This window comes from Bordetella sp. N, from assembly GCF_001433395.1.
Lineage (GTDB): Bacteria > Pseudomonadota > Gammaproteobacteria > Burkholderiales > Burkholderiaceae_B > Bordetella_C.
Window position 1 is genome coordinate 6,200,889 of the sequence record NZ_CP013111.1, and the last position, 20,001, is coordinate 6,220,889.

General features: G+C 66.2%; 16 protein-coding genes. 6 read left to right on the plus strand and 10 right to left on the minus strand.

The window, feature by feature from the left end; translation table 11 throughout:
* Nucleotides 1–38 precede the first annotated feature (38 nt).
* The 5 genes from ASB57_RS26790 to ASB57_RS26810 form a co-directional block, all read right to left on the minus strand.
* A complete protein-coding gene (locus tag ASB57_RS26790) occupies nt 39–1,715 on the minus strand; it encodes a hydantoinase B/oxoprolinase family protein (RefSeq protein WP_057654929.1) in 1,677 nt (558 codons plus the stop codon).
* Nucleotides 1,712–3,763: a hydantoinase/oxoprolinase family protein gene (locus ASB57_RS26795; RefSeq protein WP_057654930.1), complete on the minus strand. Its 2,052-nt coding sequence runs from the start codon at nt 3,761–3,763 to the stop codon at nt 1,712–1,714. The genes ASB57_RS26790 and ASB57_RS26795 overlap by 4 nt, the downstream gene beginning before the upstream one ends.
* A gap of 82 nt (nt 3,764–3,845) precedes the next feature.
* Complete coding sequence (locus ASB57_RS26800) at nt 3,846–4,814, minus strand: tripartite tricarboxylate transporter substrate binding protein (protein ID WP_057654931.1); 969 nt, start codon at nt 4,812–4,814, stop codon at nt 3,846–3,848.
* A gap of 1 nt (nt 4,815) precedes the next feature.
* Entirely contained in the window at nt 4,816–6,138 is a 1,323-nt protein-coding gene (locus tag ASB57_RS26805; protein ID WP_082622083.1) for an FAD-binding oxidoreductase, read from the minus strand.
* A gap of 111 nt (nt 6,139–6,249) precedes the next feature.
* Complete coding sequence (locus ASB57_RS26810; RefSeq protein WP_057654933.1) at nt 6,250–7,146, minus strand: LysR family transcriptional regulator; 897 nt, start codon at nt 7,144–7,146, stop codon at nt 6,250–6,252.
* A gap of 92 nt (nt 7,147–7,238) precedes the next feature.
* Here ASB57_RS26810 and ASB57_RS26815 point away from each other — a divergent pair, with 92 nt between their 5' ends.
* Entirely contained in the window at nt 7,239–8,186 is a 948-nt protein-coding gene (locus ASB57_RS26815) for a glyoxylate/hydroxypyruvate reductase A (protein WP_057654934.1), read from the plus strand.
* A gap of 37 nt (nt 8,187–8,223) precedes the next feature.
* Here the strand turns inward: ASB57_RS26815 and ASB57_RS26820 are convergent, their stop codons facing one another.
* Both ASB57_RS26820 and ASB57_RS26825 read right to left on the minus strand, forming a co-directional pair.
* A complete protein-coding gene (locus tag ASB57_RS26820) occupies nt 8,224–9,186 on the minus strand; it encodes a tripartite tricarboxylate transporter substrate binding protein (RefSeq protein ID WP_057654935.1) in 963 nt (320 codons plus the stop codon).
* Between the two features lie 129 nt (nt 9,187–9,315).
* Entirely contained in the window at nt 9,316–10,203 is an 888-nt protein-coding gene (locus tag ASB57_RS26825) for a LysR family transcriptional regulator (protein WP_057654936.1), read from the minus strand.
* Nucleotides 10,204–10,352: 149 nt separating this feature from the next.
* On the opposite strand from ASB57_RS26825, the gene ASB57_RS31670 reads away from it, so the two are divergent.
* The 4 genes from ASB57_RS31670 (at nt 10,353) to ASB57_RS31825 (ending at nt 16,757) form a co-directional block, all read left to right on the plus strand.
* Nucleotides 10,353–11,387, plus strand: a complete 1,035-nt coding sequence (locus ASB57_RS31670; RefSeq protein ID WP_156414279.1) for an amidohydrolase — start codon at nt 10,353–10,355, stop codon at nt 11,385–11,387.
* Nucleotides 11,306–12,517, plus strand: a complete 1,212-nt coding sequence (locus tag ASB57_RS26835; protein WP_231755497.1) for an MFS transporter — start codon at nt 11,306–11,308, stop codon at nt 12,515–12,517. The genes ASB57_RS31670 and ASB57_RS26835 overlap by 82 nt, the downstream gene beginning before the upstream one ends.
* A 19-nt stretch (nt 12,518–12,536) precedes the next feature.
* Complete coding sequence (locus tag ASB57_RS26840) at nt 12,537–13,493, plus strand: hypothetical protein (RefSeq protein WP_057654938.1); 957 nt, start codon at nt 12,537–12,539, stop codon at nt 13,491–13,493.
* 132 nt (nt 13,494–13,625) lie between these two features.
* Complete coding sequence (locus ASB57_RS31825) at nt 13,626–16,757, plus strand: autotransporter outer membrane beta-barrel domain-containing protein (protein ID WP_057654939.1); 3,132 nt, start codon at nt 13,626–13,628, stop codon at nt 16,755–16,757.
* Between the two features lie 52 nt (nt 16,758–16,809).
* Here ASB57_RS31825 and ASB57_RS26850 read toward each other — a convergent pair whose 3' ends face one another.
* Together ASB57_RS26850 and ASB57_RS26855 are read right to left on the minus strand one after the other, a co-directional pair.
* The gene (locus ASB57_RS26850; protein ID WP_082621856.1) at nt 16,810–17,679 is read right to left on the minus strand and encodes a PhzF family phenazine biosynthesis protein; all 870 of its coding nucleotides are present in this window, start codon (nt 17,677–17,679) and stop codon (nt 16,810–16,812) included.
* Nucleotides 17,672–18,640 carry a tripartite tricarboxylate transporter substrate binding protein gene (locus ASB57_RS26855; protein WP_057654940.1) on the minus strand — a complete coding sequence of 323 codons (969 nt, stop codon included), beginning with the start codon at nt 18,638–18,640 and terminating at the stop codon, nt 17,672–17,674. Before ASB57_RS26855 ends, ASB57_RS26850 begins: the two co-directional genes overlap by 8 nt.
* A gap of 204 nt (nt 18,641–18,844) precedes the next feature.
* Between ASB57_RS26855 and ASB57_RS26860 the strand changes: the two genes are divergently transcribed.
* Complete coding sequence (locus tag ASB57_RS26860; protein ID WP_082622084.1) at nt 18,845–19,630, plus strand: helix-turn-helix transcriptional regulator; 786 nt, start codon at nt 18,845–18,847, stop codon at nt 19,628–19,630.
* A 77-nt stretch (nt 19,631–19,707) separates the two neighbouring features.
* On the opposite strand, the gene ASB57_RS26865 is transcribed toward ASB57_RS26860, so the two are convergent.
* Nucleotides 19,708–19,938, minus strand: a complete 231-nt coding sequence (locus tag ASB57_RS26865) for a hypothetical protein (RefSeq protein WP_057654942.1) — start codon at nt 19,936–19,938, stop codon at nt 19,708–19,710.
* Nucleotides 19,939–20,001 lie beyond the last annotated feature (63 nt).

Here is a 20,001-nt window from a genome sequence, read left to right on the forward strand (position 1 = left end):
CCCGCGCCGGCGGATGCAGGGGTAAGGGCGGCGCCAGGTCAGGCGGGGGCGCCTTCGTAGCCGTACAGGGATCGCGCCGTTGTCGCGTCGATGTTGCCCGCGCGCAGGTCTTCATGGACCAGATCGCGCGGACGTTCCAGCGGACTGCCATAGCCACCCGCGCCCGGGGTGATCACCTCGATGACGTCACCAGCCTTGAGCACGCCGCTGTTGCCGTTGAACGGTTCGGCGCCGGCCCCGAAGACGATGCCGCCCTTGCCGCCAGGCAGGCCACCGTTCACGCCCCAGGGTGAATAGGCATGGCGCGAGCCATTGACCATCATGCGGCACTCGCGCTCGACGCGATAGACGCGGCGCAAGCCCATGCCGCCCCGTTGCCGTCCCGCGCCGCCCGAGTTCTCCACCAGCTCGTAGCGCAGCAGGGTCAGCGGATACTCCTTTTCCAGGGACTCGGCCGGCAGGTTGGAGGTATTGGTGAGGTGAACGTGCACGCCATCCAGTCCGTCCAGTGTCTGGCGCGCGCCCATGCCGCCGCCTATGGTCTCCAGATAGGCCCAGATGCTGCCATCGTCGCGGACGCCGGAGAACAGCGCCGAATAGCACGAACCGTTGCCGGCGGCGGTGACGCGGTCAGGCAGGCCTGGCGCCAGGGCGCCGTACACCAGGTCGACCACGCGTTGGCAGGCATTGATCCGGCTGTTCACCGCGGCCGGATGCTTGCAGTTCAACACCGTTCCTTCCTTCGCCGTCACCGTCAGCGGACGCGCCAGGCCGCTATTGGGCAAGACATCGGGATCGACCAGGCTCTTGACGGCGAAATACACGGCCGACAGAAGACCGGTGTAGACCACGTTGATGCCGGAGCGCACTTGCGGCGGACTGTCGAAGTGCAGCTTCATCGCATCGCCTTCGACCACGATCTCGACGGACATCTCCAGGTCCAGATTCTGTCCCAGCGGGTCGAAACGGTCGGTGTAGCGGTAGGTTCCGTCCGGTATGCGCGCGATGCCCGCGCGCATCTTCTTCTCGGCATAGTCCTGCAGTGCTTCTCCGGCTGCCGTGATGGTGGCCGCGCCATAACGTGCGCACAGGGCCTGCATGCGTTGCACGCCCACCTGGTTGGCGGCGCGCTGCGCGCGCAGGTCCGACATGCGTTCGCTCGGTACCTGGCAATTGAGCAGTATGAGTTCCTGCACCTCCTGCTGCAGCTCGCCCGCGCGGAACAGGCGCACTGGCGGAATCCGCAGGCCTTCCTGGTAGATGTGCGCGTTGCCCCGGTCGAAGAAATCGGCATGGTGGGCGGTGTTCATCGCCCACGCCACCAGATGGTCCTCGTGGAAAATGGGTTCCGCCAGCACGATGTCCGGCAGGTGGGTGCCGCCGCCTTCATAGGCGTCGTTGCCGATGAAGACGTCGCCCGGACGCAGCGTTTCCAGGGGGTAGCGCGCCATGATGTGCGGCAGCATGGCAAGGAAGCTGCCCAGATGCATGGGAATGTGCTCGGCCTGGCACAGCACCTGGCCCTTTGTGTCGAACAGGGCGGTGGAGCAGTCGCGGCGCTCCTTGATGTTGGTCGAGTAGCTGGCGCGCACCAACGCTTCGCCCATCTCCTCGGCGATGGACCCGAAGGCATTGCCGAGGATTTCCACGGTGATCGGGTCGAGCGCGCCAGCCGTGGCCGCGTCGGGCCGGGACGTTGCTTGCTGCGTGTTCATTTGAACTCCAGGATGATGTTTTCTTGCGTGTCCACGCGGGCGCTCATATTGGGCAGCACCAGGGTCGTGGCGTCCATCTGTTCGACGATGGCCGGACCTTCGAAGGCATGGCCCGAGCGCAGTCCCGTGCGGGCATAGACGGGGACCGGCGTCCAGCTTCCGGTCTCCGGGAACCAGACGTCGCGCGCGCCCGTTACCGCGGCGGCGATGTCTTCCGTGCCGGGCGGGATGTCGGGCAGGGCGATCTTCGGCGTCTTGCCGATGGCGGCCAGACGGCAGGTGACGATTTCGATGCGCTCCTTGGGCACGACGAAACCGTATTGCCGTTGATGGGCTTTCTCGAAACCGGCGGTCAGGCCGGCCAGCAGCGCGGCATCGTCGCCGTCATCCTGCAAGGGCACGGACAACTCATAGTTCTGTCCGGCGTAGCGCATGTCGACGAGCATCTCGACGGCCTGGGCGTCGCGCGCCACCCGTTCTTCCTCGAACCAGGCGTCCGCATCGCGCTTGAGCCTGGCGAACGTGGCGCGGATCGCGGGAACCGCGTCGGCCCCCAGCTCCTGGAATTGCGTCTGCATCAGGTCCGTGCGCAGGTCGGTCAGCAATAGCCCCATGGCGCACAGTATCCCCGGCGCCTTCGGCACGATGACGCGCTTCATGTCCAGTTCCTGCGCCAGCCGGGCCGCGTGCAGGGGGCCCGCGCCGCCGAAGGCGAACAAAGCGTATTCGCGCGGATCGTGGCCCCGCTGTACGCTGATCACACGGATGGCCTTGGCCATATTGGCCGTGACCACGGCGATGATGCCTTGCGCGGCTTCCATCACACCCAGGCCCAGGCGGTCGGCCAGGCGCTTCACCGCGGCTTCGGCCAGCTCTCTGCGCACGGTCAGGCGACCGCCCAGCAGAGTGCCCGCGTCCAGGGTGCCCAGGACGATGTTGGCGTCTGTGACCGTTGGCTCTTCATTGCCCTTGCCGTAGCAGGCGGGACCGGGATCGGCGCCCGCGCTGCGCGGGCCGACCTTGAGCAGGCCGCCGTTATCCACGTAGGCGATGGAGCCGCCGCCGGCGCCTACCGCATGGATGTCCAGCATGGGCGCCTTGATCGGATACCCGCCGGCGTCGGTCTGGTTGGCCTGCGCGCACAGGCCGTTCGTCAGCAAGGCCACATCGCTGCTGGTGCCGCCCACGTCGAACGTGATGACGTTGGGATAGCCCGCCCGCTTTGAGATGGCCTGGGCGGCCACGACGCCGGTGGTCGGTCCGGACAGGATGGTGCGCACCGGCAGGCTGGCCGCGGTGTCGAAGCTGATGATGCCGCCGTTGGACTGGGTCAGCTTGGGCTCGACCTTGATGCCGAGATCCTTGATGCGGCTGTACAGGCGCTGGATGTAGCGCTGCATGACGGGGCCCAGATAGGCATTGACCACGACCGTGGACATACGCTCGAATTCGCGGAACTCCGGCGCCACGTCGCTGGACGCGCAGATGAAGATGTCAGGCAATTCTTCCTTAAGAATCGCCAGCGCCCGCTGTTCATGCTCGCCGTTGCGGAAGCTGTACAGAAAGCACACCGCCAGCGACTGGATGCCTTCCTTGGCCAGGTCGCGTGCCGCCTGGCGCAGGCCGGTTTCGTCCAGCGCCAGGTCCACCGAACCGTCATGGCGCAAGCGCTCGACCACGCCTTTGCGCAGGACGCGCGGCACCAGTACGGTGGGCTTCATGGCCTGCGTGTCATAGAGATGCGGGCGCTTCTGGCGGCCGATCTCCAGCAGGTCACGGAAGCCGTCCGTGGTGATCAGGCCGGTGGGTACGCCGCGCAACTGGATCAGAGCGTTGGTCGCGACGGTGGTGCCATGGCCGAGAAAGCTGACGTCGGCCGGGTTCGCGCCGGCCCGTTCCAGCGCTTGGGCGATGCCGTCGGCTATGCCGATCGACGGGTCTGCCGGGGTGGATGAAAGCTTCCAGACGTGGCTCTCGCCCGTCTTGTCGTTGAACAGGCACACGTCCGTGAACGTGCCGCCGGAATCGACGCCTATACGCCAAACCATGATGATTCCTATCCAGTTGAATTGATTGCAAGTGCGCTCGCGGCCGGTGGCCAGGTCGCCCGCGAGCGTGGGGCGGGATCGCTTACTGCAGCTCGATCCCCAAGCGGGTGATGATGTCGTTGAATTGCTTGTTCTCGGCTTCGATCCGCTGACGCGCATCGGCCGTGGTGGAGGCGACCAGGACCATGCCCAGGTCTTCCAGTTTCTTGCGGGTTTCCGGTTCGCTCAGGAACTTGGCGATTTCCGCCTGCAGCTTGCTGACGACGTCCGGTGGCGTGCCCTTGGGTGCGGCCAGGCCATACCAGGGCGTGCTCTCGAAGCCCTTGACGCCGGCTTCACCGAACGTGGGAACGTCGGGCAGCTGGGGGATGCGCTTGGCCGAGGTGATGGCCAGCGGCTTCACCGTCCCCTTCTTGATGAGGGGGATTTCCGTGACGGTGTTGTCCATCATCGAATCCAGGGTCCCGCCATAGAGGTCGACCTGTTGTTGCGGCGTGCCCTTGTAGGGGATCAGGTTGGCATTGATATGCGCCGCCGCGACGAACTGTTGCGCGGCCAGGTATTGGTGCGAACCGATGCCGGCGCTGCCCAGGGTCACCGTGCCGGGTTTGGCCTTGGCCTTGGTCAGGTATTCGGCCAATGTCGAGATCGGATTCTTCTGGTCCACCACCAATACGAAAGGCAGGTCGGCCAGCAGCATGACGTGGATGAAGTCGGTGTTGCTGTCGTAGGGCGGCTTGCGATAGAGATGCGGATTGATGACGGCCGTTCCCGATGACGTCAGCAACAGCGTGTAGCCGTCCGGTTCGGCGCGCATCAGCTGCGTGGTGGCGATGGTGCCGCCGGCGCCGGGCTTGCTTTGGACGACCACGGTCTGGCCCCACACCTTGCCCAGATGCTCCGCGATCATGCGCGCGATGATGTCGGACGTGCCGCCTGGCGTGAACGGAACGTAGAGGTTGATGGGCTTTTCCGGATAGGCCGCGTGCGCGGCACTGGCCGCGGCGAGCAGCAGCATGCTGAATGCCGCCTTCGCGATGCGTTTGATCATGTCATTTCCCCTTGAGCGATGATTTGAATCGCAGATCTATGTGATCCTGCAGCGTGTATCCCGCCAGTACCGCGGGCAGGAACCACGGCGTGCCGGTGTAGCCGGGAAACCCGGAGAAGGGCAGTTCGTCGAAGACGCTGCGTCCCTCCTGTTTGCCCAACATCTTCAAAGCGGCCTTGTGGCCGAAATAGGTGGAGCGCCCCACACCCGAGCCGCAATAGCCCAGCGCATAGTGGATGCCGTCGTGCTGGCCCGTGTGCGGGACGTGATCGAAGGTGAACGCCACGTTGCCGCGCCAGATGTATTCGACCTGCGTGTTGCTCAGCTCAGGGAAGATCCTGGCGAGCTTGCCGTGCAGATGCGTGGCGGTATGCGCGTCCGACTTGCCGCGCAGGACGGGCGGTCGTCCGCCCAGCAGGATGCGCGTGCCATCCGGGCTGGGGCGATAGAAATTCATCATGCGCCGCGTTTCCCCGTGCATGCGCCGGCGTGGAAACAGGCGGTCCATCACGTCCTGGCCGACCGGTTCGGTGGCGATGATCGCGGCCTGGACGGGCACCAGCCGCCGGCGGAACCAGGGCCAGGCGGGGTCGGTGTAGCCGTTGGTCGCCAGCAGGACCTGGCCCGCGCGGATCTTGCCCGCCGACGTTTCGACGTGCCACGTTCCCTGGTTGCGCTGTATGCCGCGCACGCGCGTCTGGCCCATCACCAGCGCACCCGCACGGCGCGCGGCGGCAAGCAGGCCGCTCAGGTACTTGGCGGGATGCAGCCCCGCGTCGCGGTGATAGAGCATGCCGCCGTGGTACAGGTCGCTGCCTATCTCGCGGTGCTGGTCGGCGCGCTCGACGCTCTCGGCGCGCAGATCGATGTAGCGGCTCAGCCTGTCGGCCTCGCGCTTCATCGACTCCAGGTGTTGGGGCAGCACCGCTGCGCGAAAGCGGCCCACGCGCTGCAGGTCGCAATCGATGGCTTCCGCTTCGATGAGCGCCAAAGTGTAGTCCATGGACGCCACGCTTTCCCGCAGGAACAGCCTGGCCTTGTCTTCACCGTATTTGGCGATCAACGCATCCACGCTCAATTTGTGGAAGCTGGGCCCCAGCATGCCGCCGTTGCGCGAACTGGCGCCGTGGCCCGCGGTCTGGCTGTCGAGCACCGCCACGGACCGTCCATGGCGCGCCAGGGTCAGCGCGGCGGAAAGCCCTGTGTACCCGCCTCCGATCACCACGACATCGACTTCACCGGGCAGCTCCGCCGGGCAGGGCGCCGGCTGCGCGGCCAACCACCAGTAGGGGAAGGAGGTAAAAGTAGCGACTGCAGGGGCCATGGCCATACGATCCAGCATGCTCGGAAGCTGCATGATCGGCCAAAGCCGCGAAGGCCAACAAATTCTTTATTTGCCCTTACCCATTCGGTTTGGGAATGGCTGGGGCTTACCCTAAAGCTCGTCCAGACAGAGCTTCAGCGTTTCGACAAAGTGCTGTCCCTGCACAGACAGCGGGACCTTTTCCGACAGGACCAGACCGACCCGCATCAGGCATTCGGGCGCGAACGGACGGTATTCGATGTTGGAATAGTTGCGCGCGGCCAGCGAGAGCCGGTCGACCACCGACACCCCATAGCCTTCCTCGACGATGCGGCAGATGACGGCCGTATTGTTGACGCGGATTTCCACGTTGAGCGGCACGCCCGCGCTGGCGAAGGCTTTCTCGACCATCTTGCCCAGGCCCAGGCTGGACCGATAGGCGATGAGCGGTTCGCCGGCGAGGTCCGCGGGCGTGATCTGCGCCTTGGCGGCAAGCGCATGTCCCTTGGGAAAGACGCAGACCATCGGTCCCGTCCAGACATTGCGCACTCCGGGGAACTCCTCTTCCGGACTGGTGATGATGATGCCGATGTCCATATGCTGGTTGCGCACGCTGTTGACGATGGCGTCGGTGTGTGCCACGGTCAGGCTGAGCTTGGCGTCGTGCCAGGTTTCCTTGTAGCGGGCCACGACGCGGGGCAGCAGATAGGAGGCGATCGCGGCCGTCACCTGCACGTTCAGGTGCGCCGCCTGTCCCGCCTGCAACTCGGCGGCGACTTGAAGGAAAGACCGCAGTTCCTCGTTGACGCGATTGGCTTCGACCATGAGCGTGTAGGCATCGGCCGTCGGCTTGAGCCGGCTGCCGCCAGTGCGAACGAATAGGGGAAACCCTAGTTGGCGCTCAAGCGCGCCCAGCGCCTTGCTGATGCTGGGCTGGGTGGTGCACAGCAGGTCCGCCGCCCCTTGCGCGGAACCGGTCTGCATCAGGGCCAGGAAAACTTCGATATACCGCAGTCTTAACGAGCTCATTCCCTAACCGAATAGCCAAGCCATGAAAAAGAATTGGAGCGACGCATCCGTCACGTCCTACCATTGAGGCCCTTCACGATACGAGCTCGAAGATGGAAATCCTACTATATGTCGGCGGGGATGAAACCCGGACCCAGGCGTTTCTCCAGCAATTGCGCGAGCGCCTGCCCGCAAGCCGTGTCCGGGTGTGGCAAGCCGGGGACGACGCGCCCGCCGATTATGCGTTGGTGTTCCGTCCACCTGTCGAGCTGCTGAAGCAGCGGGCGGGCCTGAAGGCCGTGATCTATCTGGCGGCCGGCGTGGAGTATCTCACCGGCATGCTGCGGCAGGATCCCACCCTGATCCCGGCCGACGTGCCCGTGCTGCGCATGGAAGACGCCGGCATGGGCCGGCAGATGGAGGAGTACGCCGCCTACAACGTGCTGCGCTTCTTCCGGCGGATGCATGACTATGACGCGGCGCGGCGCGCGGGCCGCTGGCAAAAGCTGCCGCCGGAAGATATCGCCACGTTCCACGTCGGCGTGGCCGGGCTTGGCGTCCTGGGACAGCGTGTCGCACGTGCGGTGGCGCGGTTGGGATTCCCGGTGCGCGGATGGAGCCGGTCCGAGAAATCGGTCGACGGCATTCAGTGCCTGGCCGGCGAGGCGCAGTTGCCGCGCTTCCTGGACGGCTTGCGCGTGGTCATCAATCTGCTGCCGCTGACACCGGAAACGGCGGATACCTTGGACAAGCAATGGTTTTCCGCGATGACCGCGCCGGCGTATGTCATCAACATCGGCCGCGGGCCGCATCTGGTGGACGCCGATCTGCTCGATGCGATCCGCGCCGGCCAGATCGGCGGCGCCGCGCTGGATGTCTTCCGCGAGGAGCCGCTGCCGGCCAGCCATCCTTTCTGGGATGAACCGCGCATCGACATCACACCGCACATCGCCGCCGTGACCTTGAGCAATGAAGGTGTCGCGCAGGTCGTGGAGAAGTTGACCTTGCTGCGCGATGGCACGGCGGTGACCGGACTGGTGGACCGCGCGCGCGGGTACTAGGCGCGGCGCGGGAGCTCCTGCCGGCGGGGGGCAGCCGTCATTGAGGTTTCAGGATCTCCCGCCACTGCTTGGTCTGCTGCGCGATGGAAGCGGCCACCGTTTTTGATGGATCGCCGCCAGGTTCGGCGCTGATGGTCTGCATGCCCTTGAGCATGTCCGGCGATTTCAGCGCGGCGAGCACGCTCTGATACAGCCGTTCCCGGACGTCGGCCGGTGTGCCGGTGGGGACCATCAAGGCATACCAGGTTCTGAAGTTGTAGTCGGGCAGATGCGCGGCTTCGGCAATGGATGGCAGGCCCGGGAAATATTCGCTGGGCTTGGGACTGCTCACCGCCAGGGCCTTGACGCTGCGCGCGCGCACGGGGCCCAGCACGATGCCGCTGGGCGGCATCGCCACTTGCAGGCGTCCGCCCAGCAGGTCGGTCAGCATGGGCTCGTCGCCCTTGTACGGCACGTGCTCCATCTTGATGTTCGCGCTGCGGTTGAACAGCTCCATCGACAGCTGGTCGGTGCTTCCTATGCCCGCCGATCCGAAGTTGATCTGGCCAGGATGCGCCTTGGCGTACTCGATCAGTTCCGGAACCGAATTGACGGGAAAGCTCGAGTTCGCGATGAGGACGTGCGCCAGCGACGCCACCGTCGTGATCGGCACGAAGTCCTTGATGAAGTCGTAGGTCAGCGAGTCGTATATGGACGGCGCGATGGTGTGCGCGGTCGTCGCCAGGAACAAGGTGTAGCCATCCGGCTTGGCGCGCGCCACGTAGGCCGCGCCCAGCGTGCCGCCCGCGCCCGCCCGGTTGTCCACCACCACGGTCTGCTTCAGCTGCTTGCCCAAAGTGGACGCGAGCAGGCGGCCGATCATGTCGGTGGAGCCGCCGGCCGGGAAGGGCACTACCAGGGTGATGGGGCGGTCATCCGGCCAGGCCGCCTGGGCGGCATGGCCATAGGAAGCGCCCAGGCAGGCGACGATACCCACCGTCAAGATACGCGGGAAATTCATGTTGTCTCGCTCCGCCGTTCGGCTTTTTATATGTACGCAGTATTCGGTCGGAGCGACGCAAGAACAATTTCCGCGCCGTAATACGGTCATAACAACGGTGAATGAATGCGCCGGTCCGCGTCCCCGGTTCTACACGATCCCCGTGATCGCGTCATAGAACATGTCCGCCAAGGTCCGCACGCTGCGCCGCGGCCACACCGCGCACAGATCGAAGGACGGAAAGCTGCCGCTGTGCTCCGCTTCGCAATAGCGCACCCCATCCAGATGCAGGGACGTGATCCACGACGGCAACAGCGCGACGCCCAGGCCGGCCGCCACGCAGGCCAGCACGGTCAAGGTGCGGCCTGCCTCCTGGTTCACCCGCACCGTGTGGCCATGCTGCCGGAACGTGTCGAGGATGCGGGCAATGAACAAGGGCAACTGCGCCTGCGGATACGTCACCAGTCCCATGGCGGCCATCTCGGCCACGCTGATACGGCCGTCTTGCGCCAGGCGCATGCTGGACGGCACGGCCGCGATCAGCCGTTCCCGCATCAGGATTTCTTCCCGCATGGCGCTGCCCAGGCCGACCTGTGAATGCATCAAGGCGATGTCGACATCGCCCGCTTGCGCGGCGCGCCCCAGGTCGGCATTGCTCATTTCGCGCAAGGTGACCTGGATTTCCGGAGCGATCTGCCGCAGGCGGCGCAGGGCGCGGGGCAAGGCCTCGACCAGCGCGCTGGACACCAGGCCCACCGTGATGTGGCCCGCGCGGCCCCCGGCGATATCACGTGCGCGCTGCTCGGCACGGTCGATGTTGGCCAGGGCGTGGCGGATGTCCTCGACAATGGCCTGGCCCGCGGGGGTCAATGCGGCACCCTGCCGCGACCGCGTGAACAGCTTGATCCCGATGTCGTTTTCCATACGGGACAGAGATTGGCTCAAGGCGGGTTGCGCCATGCCCAGCCAGTCGGCCGCGCGTGTGACGGTGCCGTGGTCAGCGACCGCCAGGAAATGCCGTAGCTGGCGAGATTCCATGTTCCATAACAAAAAACAATGATAGCCGATGGATTTTATATGACTTGGCTACGTGGAGCCTCCTAGAATCGGCATCCTCGGTTCAATCGGTTCGGGCGTCGTGCCCCGGGCCGGGATGACGAACCCACGCCAGAGACATCGCATTACCCATGAATCAAACGCAGCAGAAGGTCGTCGACAGCCACGCCCATATCTATCGCGCCAACTTGCCGATGGTAGACGGCCGCCGCTATTCGCCGGATGTCGACGCGCCGCTGGCCGACTATCTAAATGTGTTGAAGGCACTGGGCGCCACCCGCGCCGTGCTGGTCCAGCCCAGCTTCCTGGGGACGGACAATACTTTCCTGCTGCAGGCGGTGCGCGAAGCGCGCGACTGGATGCGTGCCGTGGTGGTGGTCGAGCCGGAGATCGCGCTGTCCGAACTGCAGGCCATGGCCCGGGATGGCGCGGTAGGCATACGCCTGAACCTGTTGGGCAAGCTGCTGCCGGACCTGGCCCATGCGCGCTGGGACCCCTTGCTGGAATTCGTGCGAACCAACGCCTGGCACGTGGAGCTGCATTGCGAAGCGGGCCGCCTGCAACAACTGATGGAGCCCTTGCTGGCGCGGGGCTGCCAGATCGTGGTCGATCATTTCGGCCGGCCCGATCTGGGCTTGGGCGCGCACGACCCGGGTTTTCAGTATCTGCTCAGTACCGCCGCGACGGGATCCGTGTGGGTGAAGGTATCGGCGGCTTATCGCGTTGGCCCCGGACCGGACGGCGGTGCGCAGACGCAGTCATTGCTGGATGCGGTCTTGCACGCGTTCTCCGCGGATCGCCTGGTGTGGGGATCCGACTGGCCTCATTCGCAACATCCTGAAGCGCCGGCGCCGGCAAGGTTGCTGGCCGATTTCTGCCGGCGCGTGAGCGATGCAGGCGCGCGGGAAAAAATTCTTTGGCATAGCCCCAACACGCTATTCCATTTCGATCGATGTAGTCCCCATAGGAAGACAGGCCCGCACGAAGGGCCGCCGGCTTATCGACCCACGCAAGGGCGGCCGGAAGACAAAAGCAAGGAGGCAGTATGTTTCGCTGGTTTTCGACCCTCACCAAGGCGCAGCGCATCACGTTCTGGGCCTGCTTCGGCGGGTGGGCCCTGGACGCGTTGGACCTGCAGATGTTTTCGCAGGCCATCCCCGCGCTGATCACGACGTGGGGCATCAGCAAGGCGGAGGCGGGCTTTGCCGGGGGTATCTCGCTGTTTTCGCTGTCGCTGGGCGGCTGGCTGGGCGGGTGGGGCGGTGATCGTTGGGGCCGCGTGCGCATGCTCCAGATCACCATCCTGTGGTTCTCCGCCTTCACGTTGCTGACGGCGGTGGCGCAGAACTTCGAGCAGCTGCTTGTCTTCAAGGCCCTGCAGGGCCTGGGCTTCGGCGGCGAATGGGCCGTGGGCGCCGCCTTGATGGCCGAAGTGCTGCCGACGGCGGTACGCGGCCGCGCGCTGGGCCTGGTGCAAAGCGCCTGGGCGGTAGGCTGGGGCGCGGCGGTATTGCTCTATACCTTGATCTTCCTGTATTTCGAACCGCAGATCGCGTGGCGCATCCTGTTCGGCATCGGCGTGTTGCCGGCCTTCCTGGTGTTGTATGTGCGCCGGCATATTCCCGAGCCTCCGCGGATCGCACGTAAAGAAGAAAGCGCGCTGGGAGCGTCTCCCTTCGTCATCTTCACCAAGCCTTTGCTGATGACCACGCTGATCGGCGCGGCATTCGGCGTGGGCGCCCGCGGTGGCTACTACGCGCTCATGACCTGGCTGCCCGCTTATCTGCAATCGGAACGCCATCTGTCCATCAGCAATGCCAGCGGCTTCCTGGCGGTGATCATCGTGGCTTTCTGGTGCGGATGCGCGGTCTGCGCGTTTCTGATGGACAAGCTGGGCCGGCGCAATGCCGTGGTCGCTTTTTCCTTGTGCTGCCTGATCACGGTCTTCGTGTACATGTATGCGCCGCTGAGCAACAGCAGCATGCTGATACTGGGCTTTCCCCTGGGCTTCTTCGCCGCCGGCGTGCCGGCGTCGATGGGGGCATGGTTCAGCGAGCTGTACCCGCAATATGCGCGGGGCGCCGGCGTGGGTTTCTGCTATTGCTTTGGCGGCATCGTGGCGTCTTTCTTCCCGGCCCTGGTCGGCAAGATGACCGAACACATGAGCCTGGGCATCGCCATGGCCTCGATCACCTGCGTCTGCTACGCTGTCGTGCTCGTGTCGGCGCTGCTGCTGCGTGAAACCAGCCAACAGAACCTGGACACAGCGACCGCCGGTGCCGGTGAGCAACACTGAACGACTAGAGGTAGATGGCATGGGCGCGCTTTCGCTTGAACGTTTCGGTTCCTTCCATATCGGCGGCCGCGTCGCGCAGGTCGATGACCTGCCGCCGCGGCAGGTGCGCTACTCCAAGGATTGGATCGAGACCTTCGATCCGAATGGCGGCTTCGCGGTCGAGCAGATGTACGTGCAGTTCTTCGTGCCGTCCGATGCGCATGCAGTACCCCTGGTGTTCTGGCCGGGTGGCGGGATGACCGGCGTCAACTTCGAGACGACACCCGATGGCCGTCCGGGCTGGGTGGACTTCTTTTTGCGGCAGGGCCGCACGGTGTACAACACGGACCCCGTCGAACGCGGGCGCTCCGGCTGGGCCATGTTTCCGGAGATCTTCGAAGACGCGCCGATTTTCATGACCCGGCAGCGCGCGTTCGAATCCTTCCGGTTCGGCGAGCCGGACGGGTATCACGAGGATCCCGCCCAGCGTCGCGCCTTGCCGGGCACCCAGTTTCCGCTTGAAGCCTTCGATCGTTTCGTGCAGCAGATCGTGCCGCGCTGGACGCACACGGGCGCCGCGGCGCAAAAGGCCTATCAACAATTGCTGGAGCAGACCGGGCCTGCCGTGGTGTTCGCTTTTTCTTCCGGCGGCACCCAGGCCTTGCAGCTGGCGGAGCGCCATCCGGAACTGTTCGCGGGGCTGGTCCTGCTTGAACCGGCGGGCACCGGGCTGGCGGACAAGGGGGACAGTCTGCGCGACATTCCCCTGCTGGCGCTCTATGGCGATTTTCTCGATCGCCACCCGCTGTGGCCCGGCATACGGCAGCGGCTGCAGGCCTACCTGGAGCCCGGCCTGACGACAGGCAAGGCCAGCATCGTCGACCTGCCCACGCAGGGCATACGCGGCAACAGCCATTTCCTGATGATGGACCGCAACAACCTTGAGTTGGCCGCATTGGTGGAAACCTGGCTCGCGCGCAACGTGCGCGGCGAATAGGCCGCGTTTTCCCCGAATTCAAAGATTGGCACAACAATCGGTTGATAGGGTGCAGGCTTCTAGCGCTATCTGGGGAAAGCCTCCATGTGCAAGCCTGCCATTCAAGGACGGATATCGTCTGACCGATTTGTATTGACCACCAGCGCGGCGGCGCTGGCGCTGGCGACGCTCGGCTTGCCCGGGCAGGCCTGGGCGCAGGTGACGTCCACGGGCGGCGCCGGGGGCGCCATCACCAGCCTTCCTGCTGGCGGCGCGGGCGGTGACGCTGGGGCGTTGTTGATCGCCACTGATCCTGTCCTGGGCAGGGGCACTGTCTCGCAGCCAAGCAATACAGGGCAAGTGGCGGCGGGGGGCAACGAGTCCGTGTTGGACGGCGGGACTGGATATTCAGCGACCTCTGGCTCGGACAGCGGGTCTGGTGGTGGTGGTGGCTATAGCAATATTCGCGGCGGCGACATCGTTACGCCGTTGACCGGCGGCGCAGGGGGCGTAGGGGGTTCCGCCACGGGCGGCAATGCGGGCGGCGGCGGCGGGGGAGGGGATGGCGCGCGCCTGATCAACCTGAATTTCCCGGATTTCGCCGCATTCAATGTCACTGCCGATGTGACTGGGGGCGCGGGCGGCTCGGCCGGTTACTCCCCTGCGGCGGCCGTGCCAGCCGGCCTGGGCAGCGGCGGGGGGGGCGGTGGCGGCGCCGGCTTGATTGTGGGGCCGTACGTCAACGTGCTGATCTCTTCCATCGTGACCGGCGGCGCCGGCGGCAACGACGGATCGGCGCTGAACCTGGGTACTGCCGTTGGTGGCGGCGGCGGCGGTGGCGCCGGGCTCATCACATTGGGCGCCAACACCGGGGTGACGGTGACGGGCTCGGTGACAGGCGGGGCCGGCGGGGATAGCGGGATGTCGGGCCTGTATGCCGGCAACGGCGGTGCCGGCATCGTCGCTTATGACAGCATGACGCTGACCGTCGGTCCGAGCGGCCGTGTCATCGGCGGTGCCACGACGGGCGTCGGTGTCGCGGGCGCGGCCATCCAGGCATCCAACAGCACGATCACCAACGCCGGGACCATTACCGGGGGCGCCAACAGTTTCGTCCGTTCCGTCGGCCCGCAGGCCGTCGCGGCTGGCGGCATGGGCAGCGGTGGCGCGCAGGGTTACGGTAGCGCGGCGTTGTTCTCATCGGGCGACGCCGGCGCCGGCATCGTGGGCAGCAACCTGACCATCATCAACAGCGGCACCATTGCGGGCGGACTCGTCTCCGCGCCCTACGTCCGGTACGCCAATGCCATCACCTTCACTGGCGGCGGCAATACGCTGACCCTGCGGCCCGGCTATGCCTTCCTGGGCGATGTCGTCAGCACGAGCGGCATCAGCACGCTGCAGCTGGGCGGCGCCACCACCGGTGTCCCGGACGCGGCGCGGACGTTCGATGCATCGCGCCTGGAGGCCGCGACCGGTAGCGCCACCACGGCCTATAGCGGATTCGCGCAGGTCAGGAAGGTAGACAGCGGGGCGTGGATCGTGACGGGCGCGACGACGTTCACCGGGCCATGGGGCGTGGCGGCCGGCAGCTTGCAGGTGGATGCAACGCTGCCGGGGTCGGTAAACGTGAGTTCGGGCGCGACGCTGACGGGCACCGGTACTATCGGAATGCTCGCGGTCCAGAACGGCGCCTCCCTGGCGCCGGGCAACGCGGCGATGCCCACGGGCACGCTTACGGTGACCGGCGATGCCACCCTCGTTAGCGGCGCGACGTATCAGGTGACCACCGACCCCGTCACGGGCGCCAGCAACAAGCTGCACGTGCTGGGAACGGCCAACCTGGCTGGCTCCGTGGTGCATGTGGGTACTGGGGGCACCTATGCCGCCGACAGCAGCTACGTCATCGTCACCGCGGACCAGGGCATCACGGGCGGTTTCTCGGCCGTCACCAGTCAGTTGGCCTACTTGAACACGAGCCTGTCCCAGGACACGAACAGCGTCACGCTGGACGTCAGGCTGAAGGATGTGCCGGTCGATCCCGGGACACCGACCACGCCAACGACACCGACCGATCCGGTCACACCCACTGATCCCGTGACGCCGGGCGGCGGTGGCACGACGCCGACGCGTCCAATCCGCTTCGCCGATCTTGCGCAAACCCGCAATCAACGCGCCGTGGCGAACGCGGTGCAGGACATGCCGACGAGCAGCACGGTCTACGGCCGCGTATTGAATCTGGCCGAAGGCCAACCCGCGGGAGTCTTCACGCAGCTGGCCGGCGAGTCCTTCGCCAGCACCACGTCCATGCTGCAAGGCGTGGGCGGCACCGTGCGCAGCCTGCCGTTCTCCTTCCTGCGGCGCAATCTGGATGCGGGCAGCCTGCCCGGCGCCGCGACCGCGCAGTTGGGGCAGAGCGATGCTTCCGCCTTGCCGGCATCGGCGGCGCAACCGGTCTGGGCGCAGGTCTTCGGCAACTGGCGCACTGTGGACGGCGACGGCAATGCGTCCAAGCTGAAGCAGTCCGACGGCGGCCTGTTCGTCGGCGGCGACCGGGCGCTGGGGCGATCAGGCTGGCGGATGGGCGGCGCCCTGGGCTATACCGGCAGCCACGGCAGCCTGGCCGACTCCAACGCGAAGACGGACATCGACAGCTATAGCGCGGTGCTGTACGGCGGCAAGGCCTTCGCTGCGGGGCCCGGCAAGCTGAAGGTCATGGCGGGCGCGGCCTATACCTGGCATGACATCCGCAGTCGGCGCGACGTGAACACGGGCGGATTCGACGACGACCTGAAGGCGAAGTACGGCGCCAGCACGGGCCAGGTCTTCACCGAGCTGGGCTACGCCCTGCCCATGACGGAACGCATCACGCTGGAGCCTTTCCTGGGCGCGGCCTGGAACGACCTGCGCACGCGCGGCTTCGCCGAGTCGGGCGGTGACACCGCGCTGAGCGGCGCCGCCAAGCGTGACGATACGACCACGACGACCTTGGGTCTGCGTGCCCAGACCGCTTTCGAGGCCGGCCAGATGCAGGGCACCTTGCGCGGCGCGGTCGGCTGGCGGCGCGCCTTTGGTGATGTCAATCCGCGCGCGACGCTGGCGTTTGCCGGCGGCCCATCCTTCACCGTGGCCGGCGCACCGATCGCGCGCAACGCGACGGTGGTCGAACTGGGCGCCGATGTGAAACTCACGCGCAACGCGACCGTGGGGCTTACCTATGCAGGGGAATTCGGCGCGGGCAATCAGCAGAACGCCGGCCTGATAGACGTGCGCTGGCGGTTCTAGGCGCCAGGCCGGCGCACGGGCGCCACGTGCAATCCCGTGGCGCGACGAAGCGTCAAGGGATCCAGCGTGTCTCGCCGCTCAACCAGCAGCCCGGCGCATCCTTGCGCCCGCGCAGCTGGATGGCCGATGGCGAACCCATCGCCACGCCTTGGCGCACGGTACACACACGGTCCGTCGGTACCACGCGCACGTTGGCAAGATAGCCCCACAGCGCGGCCGCGGCGATGCCGGTGGCGGCGTCCTCCGGATACCCGGATGCCTTGGGGAACTGGCGCGCGTACACGTCATGGCCGGCCACCGCATAGGGATACAGGCCGGTCGAATCGATGGCTTCGCACAGGCCGCGCATCGCATCGAAGTCCGGCGCCAGCGCATCCAGGGCGGCCACGCTGGGCATGCGTATCAAGGTCTTGACGCGGCTGGTGCTGGCATTGATGGCGCACAGCGTGGATTCGATGCGCAGCGCCTTGGCGATGGCACGCCCTTGTTCGGCGCTCAGCGGGGAAGTCGTCACTTCGGGTTGGGAGATCCAGGCCCAGCCGCGCGCTTCATCCCATTCGATGTCGACGCTGCCGCTCAGTGTCTGCACCCGAGCATGCGGCGTGGTCCAGCGGCCCCATTGCCGCAGGGCCCATAGTGTTCCGACCGTGGCATGGCCGCACATCTCCATTTCATGGCCAGGCACGAAAAAGCGCAGCCGGCACAGGTGATCCGGCGCATCGGCCGGCAGCACGAAGGCGGACTCATGGCCGTAGTGCGCGGCCAGGGCCTGCATGTCCGCGGCCTGCATGCCGCGGGCGTCCAGCACCAGCGGCACCGGGTTGCCGCCGCGCGGGCCGGCGGCCGGATCGACGAATACGCGCAGCATCGCCGCTTCGCCCACCGGCGGTTCAGGAGGGCGGCGGGGGGTAAGGTCAGTCAAACTGGACTCCGATGTTCTTGATGAGTTCGCCCCAGAAGGCGATGTCGTGGCTCACGGCCTGGGTCAGCGCATCCGCGCTATCCGGGCGCACGTCGACCCCTTTCGAGGCCAGATCCGCGGCGATGGCGGGATCGCGCAGCGTGGTGTTCAGGGCGGCGTTCATCTTCGCCACGATGGCGGGCGGCGTGCCTTTCGGAAAGGCCAGGCCATACCAGAGCGACTGCGTGTAGGCCGGCATGCCCTGAGCGGCAAAGGTGGGTACGCCGGGCAGGATGGGCGTGGCGGCGGTCGTCGCCACGGCCACGATCTTGCCGCTTTGTACGAACGGCGCAAGGCCGACCGGGTTGTCGAACATGATGTCGACCTGGCCGCCGACCAGATCCGTGTAGGCAGGCGCCGCCCCGCGATAGGGAATGTGGGTCAGGTCCAGCTTCTCGTCTTTCGCGAACATTTCGCCGAGCAGGTGCGACACGGTGCCGGCGCCCACCGACGCATAGCTGCCATGGCCCCGGGCCTTCAAGGCCGCGACCAGGCCCGGCAGCGTGGTGGCCTTCAGCGACGGATGAGCAGCCAGCACATAGGGCGAGGTGCCGATGAAGCCGGCATAGGCGAAATCCTGCGCCGGGCGATAGGGCAGGTTCTTGTAGAGGCTGGCGCTGAGCGCCGTGGTGCTGGTGGTGACGGCAAGCGCGGTGTAGCCGTCAGGCGCGGCGCGCGCGGCCTGACCCGATCCGACCGTGCCGCCGGCGCCGCCGGCATTCTGGATGATGATGGTCTGGCCCAATTGTTTGCTCAGGGCCGGTTGCAGCGTGCGCAGCACCAGATCGGTGCCGCCGCCGGCCGGGAAGGGCACGATCAGGGTGACCGGCTTGTCCGGCCAGGCCGAATCGGCAAAGCTCGCGGCCGGGGCCGCCGATAGGATGAGGCCCTGGATCAGAGCGATGGACAGTGTGCGTAACATGCACTTCCCCTTGGTTTGGCGTTTTTGGTGGTTTGATGCGATGCATCGTAGAGACGGGCTCTTCCACTAGCGAACCGGGGGGCGACAGGGTTTCATCCAAAACGCGACAGCCGCATGGCCTTGCACGAATGACCGCGCGCGCCGATACTCGCCCCATTGCTCTATCCGCCGTCCGGGCGCGCTGTCGCCTTCGGCCTTGATTTCATGACTCGTCCCGCCCCGCTTTCGTCGAAACAGGACCTGATCGCCCAGACCGGCTTTGCCCTGGCGGCCAGCCGTCAACCGCGTTATGCCTTCAATTGGCATGAGCATGACTGCGCCATGCTGCTGTGGCCGCGTGCCGGCGTGCTCGACAGTGCCTGGCGCGACGAGGCCGGCGCGCGCCGGCGTGGCCGCCTGGTGCGGGGCCAGGCGCTGCTGCTGCCGTCCTACATCGAACACAGCACGCGCGCGGAAAGCGTCGCGCAGCAGCACGGCGAGCTATACCTCGCCCCGGAGCTGTTGCGCAGCTGCGGCGCGCGTGGCGTCCTGCTCCTGGATGGGGCCGCGCAGGCCATGCTGGATGTGCTGTGGAAACCGGCGCTGTCGCCTGGCGCCGCGCCGGCACTGATCGCGGCCTTGATCGCCCAGCTGGCCGGCAGCCGGCCGGCCGAGCCCCTGCCCGGCGAACCACTGGGGCCGGCGCAGCGCTGGATCAGCGGGTTGCGCCAACAGCTTGAAGAGGGCAGGCCGCTGGCTTCGGTTGCCGATTCGGCCAATATGCTGGGGATATCCACGCGCACCCTGCAAAGGGCCTGCCTGGACGCCTACGGGCTCACCCCGGTCGCCTTGCGGCGCACGCTGCTGGCGCAGGCCGCCCGTCAGCGTATCGCCCTGGGCGAGACCCCCGCCCGCGTCAGCGCGGAACTGGGCTTTTCCAGCAGCGGCCACCTGGGGCGTCTGCTGCGCGCGATCGACGCGGGCCAGCCGCTGTCCGTCGACGCCGCCTAGAGCGGGCGAGTATCGCGGCGTTTTCGCGCCGGCGCCTGCCCGCCACGGTCCTATCGCTCGATATCGCTCCGCACGACCTATTGGCCGCGCAGCTTGCCCTGCTGCTGCCTGTTCAGCTTGGCCGCTTCTTCTTCGGCGTAGTCACTTTCGCCGTCGTCATAAGGGCCGTCATACATGCAGCTGCTTTTGCTGATGGCGCATTGGATGCTGCTATGCCGGGAGGGCTCTTTGGGGCCCGAGGAACAACCGGAGATTATCCCGACGAAAACAAATGCCAGCGCGGCTCGGGACAAGGTGTTATTGAACATCTGAAAATCCTGGGAAATCGATTAAATCAAGGACCCATTAAAGTCCCGCACGGAATATAGGCA

What these genes read in the sequence shown, in the direction of transcription:
- ASB57_RS26790 (WP_057654929.1), bottom strand. Translation starts at nt 1,715, where the DNA reads ATGAACACGCAGCAAGCAACGTCCCGGCCCGACGCGGCCACGGCTGGC.
- ASB57_RS26795 (WP_057654930.1), bottom strand. Translation starts at nt 3,763, where the DNA reads ATGGTTTGGCGTATAGGCGTCGATTCCGGCGGCACGTTCACGGACGTG.
- ASB57_RS26800 (WP_057654931.1), bottom strand. Translation starts at nt 4,814, where the DNA reads ATGATCAAACGCATCGCGAAGGCGGCATTCAGCATGCTGCTGCTCGCC.
- ASB57_RS26805 (WP_082622083.1), bottom strand. Translation starts at nt 6,138, where the DNA reads ATGGCCCCTGCAGTCGCTACTTTTACCTCCTTCCCCTACTGGTGGTTG.
- ASB57_RS26810 (WP_057654933.1), bottom strand. Translation starts at nt 7,146, where the DNA reads ATGAGCTCGTTAAGACTGCGGTATATCGAAGTTTTCCTGGCCCTGATG.
- ASB57_RS26815 (WP_057654934.1), top strand. Translation starts at nt 7,239, where the DNA reads ATGGAAATCCTACTATATGTCGGCGGGGATGAAACCCGGACCCAGGCG.
- ASB57_RS26820 (WP_057654935.1), bottom strand. Translation starts at nt 9,186, where the DNA reads ATGAATTTCCCGCGTATCTTGACGGTGGGTATCGTCGCCTGCCTGGGC.
- ASB57_RS26825 (WP_057654936.1), bottom strand. Translation starts at nt 10,203, where the DNA reads ATGGAATCTCGCCAGCTACGGCATTTCCTGGCGGTCGCTGACCACGGC.
- ASB57_RS31670 (WP_156414279.1), top strand. Translation starts at nt 10,353, where the DNA reads ATGAATCAAACGCAGCAGAAGGTCGTCGACAGCCACGCCCATATCTAT.
- ASB57_RS26840 (WP_057654938.1), top strand. Translation starts at nt 12,537, where the DNA reads ATGGGCGCGCTTTCGCTTGAACGTTTCGGTTCCTTCCATATCGGCGGC.
- ASB57_RS26855 (WP_057654940.1), bottom strand. Translation starts at nt 18,640, where the DNA reads ATGTTACGCACACTGTCCATCGCTCTGATCCAGGGCCTCATCCTATCG.
- ASB57_RS26860 (WP_082622084.1), top strand. Translation starts at nt 18,845, where the DNA reads ATGACTCGTCCCGCCCCGCTTTCGTCGAAACAGGACCTGATCGCCCAG.
- ASB57_RS26865 (WP_057654942.1), bottom strand. Translation starts at nt 19,938, where the DNA reads ATGTTCAATAACACCTTGTCCCGAGCCGCGCTGGCATTTGTTTTCGTC.